This is a genomic window from uncultured Caulobacter sp. (assembly GCF_937900395.1).
Lineage (GTDB): Bacteria > Pseudomonadota > Alphaproteobacteria > Caulobacterales > Caulobacteraceae > Caulobacter.
Map to the genome: position 1 here is coordinate 1 of NZ_CALCDX010000166.1, position 6810 is coordinate 6810.

The window sequence follows — 6810 nt, forward strand, 5'->3', positions numbered from 1 at the left end:
TCATCGTCGATGGCCGCCACGTCGATCCGGTGACCCTGAAGATCGCCCTGCGCGCCCGTCCGCTGGACCGGTTCATGCTCGTCACCGACGCCATGCCGACCGTGGGCATGGTCGACAAGCGGTTCACGCTGCAAGGCCGCGAGATCACCGTGCGCGACGGGGTCTGCGTCGACGCCGCCGGCACCCTGGCCGGCTCGGACCTCGACATGGCCGCCGCCGTCCGCAACGCGGTGGCGATGCTGGGCTTGTCGCTGGAGCAGGCGGTGAGGATGGCCTCGGCCGCCCCGGCAGCGTTCCTGGGCCTCTCCGACCAGCGCGGCGCCATAGCCCCCGGCTTCGCCGCCGACCTCTGCCTGCTAGACGACGATCTCAACGTCGCGAAAACCTGGATCGACGGCGCCGTCGCCTAGTCCTCCAGCCAAGGACAAGGCCGCCGGTCACCCGGCGGCCTTGTCCGTCCATGCCTTTCGGCGGGACTACATCTTGTAGCGGACCCCGAACATGATGGTCCGGCCGAAGTGGTTGTATTCGTAATTGCGATTGGCTTCGAGGTCGGTGAAGCGATCGCGGTACTCGTCGGTCAGGTTCACGCCTTCCAGCGAGACTTCGAAGTTGTCGTTCACGCGATAGCGCATGGAGGCGTCGACGTTGACCGAGCTGTTATAACCCTCGAACACGTTGCCGGTGTCGCTGGCGGCGTCGACATAGCCACCGCGATAGGCGACCGAGGCGCGCGCGCTGAACGGGCCGTCCTCGTAATAAAGCGTGGCGTTGAAGGCGCGCTTGGAGAGATCAAACAGGCTCCCGCTTTCGTCCCGGGCGACGAGCAGCGGGAAGTTAACGGGCGTCCCGGTGGTCGGGTTGACCGGAGTAGCGGTCGTGGCCGCGCCATTGACGCGATAGGCGACGTTGGAGTCGACCAGCGTGACGTTGGCGATCCCGCCGAACTTCGACCAGAAGCCCGGCAGGAAGCTGAACGGCCCCTGCACCGCGAACTCGACCCCCTTCAGCGAAGCGCCCTTGCCGTCGATCGTCGTACCGATCGTCCAAGGCCGCGCCTCGGGATTGGCGGCGGCCGGCGAGCTGGCCAGGATCAGCGACAGCGGCAGCCCCGTCGACGCGTAGGTGCCCTGCACGGAGCTGGAAAGCGGGAAGCTCGCGATGTCCTTCTTGAACACGGCGATCGAGAAGATCGACTCGCGGGCGAAGTACCATTCCACGGCCGCGTCATAGGCGTTGGCGCGATAGGGCTTCAGCTGAGGATTGCCCGTGGTGATGCGGTAGTTGAAACCGTCCACAGAGCCGCCCGGCGTCAGGTTGCTGAGGTTCGGGCGGGTCATGACCTTGGCGGCAGAGGCGCGGACAATGACCTTGTCCATGGGATAGAGGACCAGATTGGCCGCCGGCAGCCAGTCATGATAGGTCCGGTCCACGGTGATGTTCTGACCGCTGTTGAGGCCGGTCGAGGACTGCTCGGTCTTCACGTAGCGCACACCGGCGTTGAGCGCGTAATCGAGACCCGCCAACTGGCTCTTCAGGTCCATCTGCAGATAGGCGCCAGTGTCCTTCTCGGTGACCGAGCGGGTGTTGCCGGCCTGCACGAGCAGCGGGCGCTGATAGAGGTTGATCAGCGAGGCAGCCGCCTGAAGGTTCGGAGCGGCCCAGCTCGTCGTCGTGCCCGCGGGGGCTTCCGCGCCCGTCAAAGAGAAGTTGGTCGTGAGCGCCGAGGTGACCGGCGCGCCGTAGGTCCCAGCCGCGCAGGTGAAGGCCGCGCAATAGGTGGAGTCGCGAGCGCCTTCACGCAGATCCAGATCGAACTGACGGAACACGGCGCCCGCCTTCACGGTCAGCTCGTCGGTCATCGCCCAGTCGCCATTCAAGGCGAACGTCTTGAACTTGTTGGTATTGTTAGAGGGGCGATCGCGGAACTCGGCGAACTGGAAGTTCGTCGGATCGCTGATGCTGGTGCCGAAAGCGAGCACCGGCTTCTTCATGTTCGTATAGTCGTAGCTGTAGCCGGCCGCATCACGATCATCGAAGATGATCGTGGTCTCGTACGGGATATCGGCATCCGACTTCGAGAAGCCCGCCAGCGCCTGGACCTTGAACCGATCCGTGAACTCGTGCGTCAGATTGGTGCTGAGTTGGTAGAAGGTCGTGTCCAGCTTGCGCTCGTAATGCTCCAGGCGGACCCAGGCGTTGTCGAACGTACCCTTGATCAGATTGTTGTTGGCGTCGATCGTGTAGTCGCGAACGTTGATCGAGCGCTCGTTCGACCGGAACAGAACCTCAGCCCACTTCTCGTTACGGATGGCGCTGTACTTCGAATAGAGACCGTCGATCGACAGCTTGGTGCGATCGGTCGGCGCGAACTGCAGGCTGCCGGTGACGCCCAGGCGCTCGCGGTCATGGGTGACTTCCCCATAGCGCGGGATGCGCGGGTGGAAGGCCAGGGTGACCTGATCGCAGGGCGCGCTCGAGACGTAGCTGCCGCCCGAGTTCTGAGTGGTGAAGCAGTTGGTCGTTCCAACGCGGTTGAAGCGCGCCTGCGCCCAACGGACCGTGTTGTTGGTCGCTTCGATCTGGTTTTGCTGCGAATAGGCCGCCGACACCGAGGCGGCCCAGAAGCCGCTCGGCGCGCGATAGTTGACCAGGCCGGCCACCCGCGGACCAAGGTCCTTGCTCAGGCTGTTGTATTGGCCCTGCGCGCTGAGGGCCATGGTGAAGCCGTCCTTGCCGCGCATGGGGTTGCCGGTGTTCAAGTCGACCACGGCGCCGAGCGAGCCTTCATCGAGCGAAGCCTCGGCGGTTTTGTGCACCACCAGCGAGCTGAACAGCTCCGAGGCGAAGACGTTGAAGTCGAAGCCGCGCTCGCGGTTGGCGCTGGCGCCGTCTGCCGTCGTGGCGACGGCCTCCATGCCGTTCACGCGCACGCGGGTGAAGCGCGAGCCAAGGCCGCGCACGGTGATCGCGCGGCCTTCGCCGCCGTCACGGACGATCGAGATGCCAGGGACGCGCTGTAGCGATTCGGCGAGGTTCTGATCAGGAAACTTGGCGATGTCCTCGGCGACGATCACATCGACCGACGAGACCGAGTCGCGCTTGACATTCAAAGCCGCGTCCAGCGACTTGCGGAAGCCGGTGACGACGACTTCCTCGACCACCGCCTCCGCCGGATCGGCGGCCTGCGCCGCCGGAGCCGTCTGCGCCATCGCGCCGCCGGCCATCATCAGGGTCAGAGCCAACGCGCCGCCCGAGACACCATACTGCAGAGCACGCGACCGCGCCGTGAAATTCTTGGACATATAGCCTCCTCCCGTGTCGACCATAGGCGCTTGCGCCCCTGTCTGGCCTTTGATCCGCTTCGCGACCTTCCCTCGCGAAACGAGCCCCAGCCGGTAAGTCTTGATTTTTGTTACCGGTGTCAGAAGCCAACCAAGGTTTTTGACACCGGTGGCATAGTGCTAACAAAGCCGAGCTCGCGCCACAAGGCCGCAATGTGGCCACAAGTCGGAGAACGCGACGCGCCGTTGCGTTTCCGACACATAGCGTCGTTCTGGAAGCTTGGGCTTACGCCTCGTCGGGGCGGTAGTTGCTGACCTGATACAGCCCCTGCAGCATGGCCTCGCGCTGATCGGCGGGCAGCAGGGCGCCATGCGCGCGCAGCAGGCGCAGGGCGTCGATATGGACGTCCACCGCGTCCCATCGCCAGTTGCCGGCGTCTTCGCAGCTGTCGACGAGCGTGCAGAGCGATACGGCCGCCTTGTCGATCCCCGCGTCGGACACGAAGGCGCTGACGTCAATGATCCGCGATCCCAGCACGTAAAGGCTCTCATACGACTCCGAGACGCGCTCGGGCGTATCCTTGCCAAACCGACGCTCGATCTCGGCGATGGCCTCGTCGAGCGCGGCCATGGACGACTCGCGAAGGCTCTCCACGCCGGCCTCGGCGGCGGCGATGGCGTCCTTGGCCATGATCCCGCCGCGCTCCTTGATCATCGCGGTCAGGCGGTTGGTCGGGCGGAACTTGCGGACTTTCATATCTGCACCTTGGCTGGGCGCATCAGGTTTGCGATTTCGTCGTCGGACATGTTGGGCGTCTGCGCCTCGCCCACCTCCGCCGGAAGGTCGTCCTTACGCCGCCCGTCCGTTCCTGGCGGCGGCCCCTCGTGCTTGAAGCGCCGATCAGGTCCGACATAGGTGTCGCACTCGATGAAGGCGCGGTCCTCGCGGGCCACCCAGAAGATGCGCTCCAGCAGCACCTTGGGCGTGATCGGCTTGGCCACCATGAAGTTGGCGCCCGCGTCGCGGACCTTGAAGATCTGCGAGGTGCGGGTGTGGCCGGTGACCAGGATGACGGGAATATAGCGATTGGTCTCGCCGCCTTCGCGGCGAAGCCACTGGATGAACTCGATGCCGTCCGTCGTCGGCATCTGCACGTCGCTGATGATCAGGTCGAAGGTCTTCGTACGGACCAGGGTCTGGGCGTCGGCGACGCTTTCCGCGCGCAACAGCTGCTTGACGCCGAAGCCGGAAACGACTTGCGACAAGATGTCGAGCGAGGGACCGTTATCATCCAGTACGAGCACCGTCGCCCGCTCGAGATTGATCCGCGTCGAGGGGAGAAGCGCGTCGGTCATAGGCGCTAGAAAAAGTCGAGTTCGCCAGCGACCTGGCGTTCCTCGGTCTGCTCTTCGGCGCGCAGGCGCTGGGCCATGTCGGCCAAGCCAAGACCGTTGAGGACCGGCGCGATCGACATGCTCCATTCGCCGGAGGCGTGATGGCCGATCCGCTCGAGCACTTCCGACAGGCCGTGCAGCCTTTGGCTCAACTCGTCGAGGGCCTGCAGACGCGCTAGGTTCTCGACGGTGGCCCCGCCATTGGCGAGGTCGCCAGCCAGATGCTCGCAGTCCCGGCAGATCGCCGCGGCCGAAGCCAGCTCCGCCGCCAAGCGCCGCGACAGCTCACTGACCGGCAGATGCTCGGTCGAGTCGGTCTTCGGCGAAGGCAGCGGCGAAGGTTGCATACGGTCAGAACAGATCCACGTCGCCGCTGGAGGCGGCGGGCATCGGGACGGGAGCGGGACGGCGGACGTCCTGCGGCGCGTTGTCGACGGCGACCAGGCGCTGGCGCACACGGCCCGAGGCCGGCCAGAACTCGACCCGGCGAGCCGACACGCCGCCCGTGCTGGACGAGACGATCGGAATGCCTTCGTCGCGCAGGAAGCGCTCGGCGAACGCGGAGTTGCTGGCGCCGACGTCCGAGAGGCCGTCGAACAGCTTCGCGCCGCCGAAGATCTTGGCTTCCAGCCGCTCGCGGCGGGCGCCCTTCTTCAGCAGCTCGTTGATCAGCAGTTCCATGGCGTAGGCGCCGTAGCGAACCGCGTCCCCGCCGGTCCCGCGGCCGTCGCCGGCGTCGGGCAGCAAGAAGTGGTTCATGCCGCCGACGCCCGACTGCGGGTCGCGGATGCAGGCGGCGATGCACGAGCCCAGCACCGTGGTCATGACCACGTTCGGGTCAGTCGTCACGTGGCTTTCGCCCTGAGTGACGTGCACCTTAATCGCGCGCTCGGTGTCTTCGGGTGGGGTGTGATGCGTCATGTCAGCTGTCCGAACACCTGTTCGATCTTGTCGCGCAGTCCCTGGACGGTGAACGGCTTGACGCAATAGTTGTTGACGCCGAACTGCACCGCGCGCTGGACCAGTTCACGGTCCGCGCGGCCGGTCAGCATGACGAAGGCCGTCTGGCGGATCGGCGGGTGCGAACGCACCGCGCGGAGCAACGCCAGACCGTCCATCTTCGGCATGTTGAAGTCCGAGATGACGAGGTTCGCCGGCTTGGCCAGGAGGTTCTTCAGAGCCTCCTCGCCATCGGGCGCTTCACGAATATCCTTGAAGCCGATCTGCTGCAGAGCATTTCGGATCAGCGCCCGCATGGTCAGCTGGTCGTCGACGACAAGAACGGAGATGGAGCTTGCTTGGGGCATAGGTTAGCGCCTCGCCGAGGCCAGATCGAGAATGGACTGGCCCATGGAGGACAGGGAAACCTGCTTCTCCACCGCGCCAAGTTCGAAGGCGGCTCTGGGCATGCCGTAGACGACGCAGCTGGACTCGTCCTGACCGAGCGTCCGGGCGCCCGCCTTGCGCATCGCCAATAGCCCCTGGGCGCCGTCGCGCCCCATGCCGGTCAGGATGACGCCGACAGCCTTGTCTCCCAGTGTCTGGGCGACAGAGTTGAACAGGACGTCCACCGACGGGCGATGGCCGCTGACCGGGTCGCCTTGGACCAGGCGGCACCGCAGGCCGGCCGAGCGGACGACTTCGAGGTGCGTGGCGCCGCCGGGGGCCACGTAGACCTTGCCAGGCTCCAGCACCGCGCCGTCCGAGGCTTCCGTCACCTTGGCGCCGCTGGCGCGGTCAAGGCGCGCGGCGAAGCTGGCGGTGAAGGTCGCCGGCATGTGCTGGGTGATCACCGTCGGCGGGCAGGTTTCCGGGAACTGCTGCACGATGGACAGCAAGGCCTCGACGCCGCCGGTCGACGAACCGATCGCGACCAGGTCACCCGAAGGCATGTAGTCCTTGCGCGGCGCGCGGGCCGGCGCGGCGTCGGCCTTGGTGCGCACCGAGGCGCGCGCCGCGGTCTTCACCTTGGTGACGATCTCGGCCAGGGCCTCCTGGGTGCCGGTCGCATCGGCCGGCTTGCCCACGCAGTCCACCGCGCCCAGTTCCAGGGCCCGCAGCGTCATTTCCGCGCCCGCCTGGGTCAGGGTCGAGACCATGACCACCGGCATCGGCCGCAGGCGCATGATCT

Annotated in this window: 8 protein-coding genes; 1 reads left to right on the plus strand and 7 read right to left on the minus strand. The window is 65.9% G+C overall.

Translation table 11 applies throughout. The annotated features are described in order from the left end of the window. Positions 1–410: amidohydrolase family protein (locus tag Q0379_RS14760; protein ID WP_299010273.1), on the plus strand; the 410-nt coding region annotated here is incomplete at its 5' end. 66 nt (positions 411–476) lie between these two features. Here the strand turns inward: Q0379_RS14760 and Q0379_RS14765 are convergent. The 7 genes from Q0379_RS14765 to Q0379_RS14795 form a co-directional block, all read right to left on the minus strand. Then, entirely contained in the window at positions 477–3305 is a 2829-nt protein-coding gene (locus Q0379_RS14765) for a TonB-dependent receptor (protein WP_299010275.1), read from the minus strand. A 265-nt stretch (positions 3306–3570) separates the two neighbouring features. Further along, positions 3571–4041 carry a chemotaxis protein CheE gene (locus Q0379_RS14770; RefSeq protein WP_299010278.1) on the minus strand — a complete coding sequence of 157 codons (471 nt, stop codon included), beginning with the start codon at positions 4039–4041 and terminating at the stop codon, positions 3571–3573. Then, positions 4038–4640 (minus strand): response regulator, encoded by a 603-nt coding sequence (locus tag Q0379_RS14775; RefSeq protein ID WP_299010281.1) that lies wholly within the window; start codon positions 4638–4640, stop codon positions 4038–4040. Before Q0379_RS14775 ends, Q0379_RS14770 begins: the two co-directional genes overlap by 4 nt. A gap of 5 nt (positions 4641–4645) precedes the next feature. Beyond that, complete coding sequence (locus tag Q0379_RS14780; protein WP_299010283.1) at positions 4646–5026, minus strand: chemotaxis protein CheU; 381 nt, start codon at positions 5024–5026, stop codon at positions 4646–4648. 4 nt (positions 5027–5030) lie between these two features. Then, the gene (locus Q0379_RS14785; RefSeq protein WP_299010285.1) at positions 5031–5600 is read right to left on the minus strand and encodes a chemotaxis protein CheD; all 570 of its coding nucleotides are present in this window, start codon (positions 5598–5600) and stop codon (positions 5031–5033) included. Then, positions 5597–5986: a response regulator gene (locus Q0379_RS14790; RefSeq protein WP_058347350.1), complete on the minus strand. Its 390-nt coding sequence runs from the start codon at positions 5984–5986 to the stop codon at positions 5597–5599. The genes Q0379_RS14785 and Q0379_RS14790 overlap by 4 nt, the downstream gene beginning before the upstream one ends. Positions 5987–5989: 3 nt before the next feature. Next, positions 5990–6810, minus strand: an 821-nt coding sequence (locus tag Q0379_RS14795; protein ID WP_299010300.1) for a chemotaxis response regulator protein-glutamate methylesterase, incomplete at its 5' end; no start/stop codon positions are given.